Origin of the sequence: Micromonospora sp. NPDC051925 (genome assembly GCF_044548625.1) — a bacterium.
Classification (GTDB): Bacteria; Actinomycetota; Actinomycetes; order Mycobacteriales; family Micromonosporaceae; genus Micromonospora.
Genome location: NZ_JBIUCH010000054.1, coordinates 1 through 1780, shown reverse-complemented (window position 1 = coordinate 1780; position 1780 = coordinate 1). Strand labels below are relative to the sequence as shown.

The following is a 1780-nucleotide window of genomic DNA, read 5'->3' as shown; positions in this document are numbered from 1 at the left end:
CAGGATCACCGCAGCGGCCCTCGTACTCCTGCACGTCGAGCACAACCGCACAACCTGATCACCCAACGCCACGACCCGTTACGCGGAAAGGCTCATTGGCTTACTTGCCCGCTGACGCGGACGAGGAAAAGAACAGGCGAGTTGTGCAATTCATGCGGGAATTTCCTGCAGGGGAAGACGCTGAAATCGCGAAGAATGCACTGAAAGACGCAAGTCTTCTCGAGGCTCATTATCTCGCGCTCCTCGCGAAAGATGAGATTCAGAGCAGGCGACGGGGTTCCATATTTGCGCCGGGCCTTGGTGTTATGGGATTGGAGAAAGCGAGGGAACTTCACGCAAAAGGATTGGTCCGGCAGGTTCGACTCCCACACCAGCCAGAAAAGGCGGTGTACGTCCTTACGGACAAGGGGAGAAATGTCGCACGTGTCTTTACTGCGGCCGGAAATCCGCCGACCGACTATCCGAAGGAATTGGTAGATATCGCAAAGAATGTCGATGAATATCAAGCCATGTTGAAGGCTCGCACAAACGCCATTAACCCCGATATTCCCGTTGACGACGTGTAAGGAACAGCCATCCCGTCTGCCGTCGACCCGCCCACTGGGGAGCGGGCCGCCGCCCGGCCCGCCACGTCAAGACGGCCTTGACGCCCGTACGGACGCTGGCGGGTCGGGCGGTGGTCTGCTCGGCTCGCCCGGGTCGACGGCGGGCGGGATGGCTCCCACCGCCACCACCCACGGACCGCAAGCCGCCGACGGCCCCCCGGCCATCCTGGAGCCGGAGCGCCCCCGCCGGAGGCGCAGTAACCGCAACCCCGCCACGACCGGGCAGCCGCCGACGGACCCCGGCGTGCGCTCCCCTACGCCGCGCGGCGCTCGCCGCGCCGCCCGGCCGGCTGCCGGCCCACCACCACACCAGGCAACGGCCTGTCGTCAGCCGGCGGCCCACCGGGCTACCCGCCCTCCGCGCCAGCCGCCGGGCGTGTTGCGTGGCCGGAGTCGGAGCGCCAGCGGAGCGACGGACGCGCGCCCAGGCGGCGGCGCGTGCGGCCCGTTCAGGGCCGCCTTGAAGACGTACAGAAAGTTCTCACCACTTCGCCGGCAGCCGGCCCCCGGCTACACACAACGACTGCCAGAAAGGGGATTATGGCAGTGTGGCGGCAGACGGAGCGAGCGAAGCGAAGTGGTGGACGACATCCGACGTGGCGGCGTACCTCGGCGTTCAGGTGTCGACGGTGTCGAACTACCGCAAGCGTGGACAGATGCCAGAGCCGGACATGACCGTAGGGCGTACGCACATGTGGCGGCCAGGTCGGATCAAGGCATGGCACCAGGCGCGGCCACGTCCTGGTGTAGGTGGCCGACCGGTAGCCCAAGAGGGCGGCACAACTAACTGACGCCGTGCGCGAGCGTGCGTACCTCGTCCAGATAGGCCGCAACCTCGGGTTGACGCTGATGCTTCTTGGTAAGAAGTCCGGTCAGTTCTCGGGAACACATCAGCAAAGAGGGCAGGGAATGACGGTCGCCTTCAAGAGCGCGGCGACCATAGGCAACTGCCGCTTCTACGTCCCCCGAGCGAGCTGCCACCACCCCGAGCGTGATGCGTGCTTCGGCATTGCGCATGGGCTTCCGCTCGACGCCGTTCGGCTCGGTAGAGGACTTGATAACCTCCCGGGCGTACATGTCGGCTAGTACTCCAACGTCACTTGGCTTCGGCGTTGGGCGTGGCGTGGGCGTGAAGACGGCCACCGCGTTGATCATCGATGGTTTGTGAGGACAAC

Annotated in this window: 2 protein-coding genes; one reads left to right on the top strand and one right to left on the bottom strand. The window is 65.0% G+C overall.

Going from position 1 to position 1780, the window contains the following annotated elements; translation table 11 throughout:
• A partial coding sequence (locus ACIG87_RS32240; RefSeq protein ID WP_396855399.1) for a winged helix-turn-helix transcriptional regulator occupies positions 1-566 on the top strand: 566 nt, incomplete at its 5' end.
• A gap of 822 nt (positions 567-1388) precedes the next feature.
• Here the strand turns inward: ACIG87_RS32240 and ACIG87_RS32235 are convergent.
• Complete coding sequence (locus tag ACIG87_RS32235; RefSeq protein WP_396855400.1) at positions 1389-1760, bottom strand: tetratricopeptide repeat protein; 372 nt, start codon at positions 1758-1760, stop codon at positions 1389-1391.
• Positions 1761-1780 lie beyond the last annotated feature (20 nt).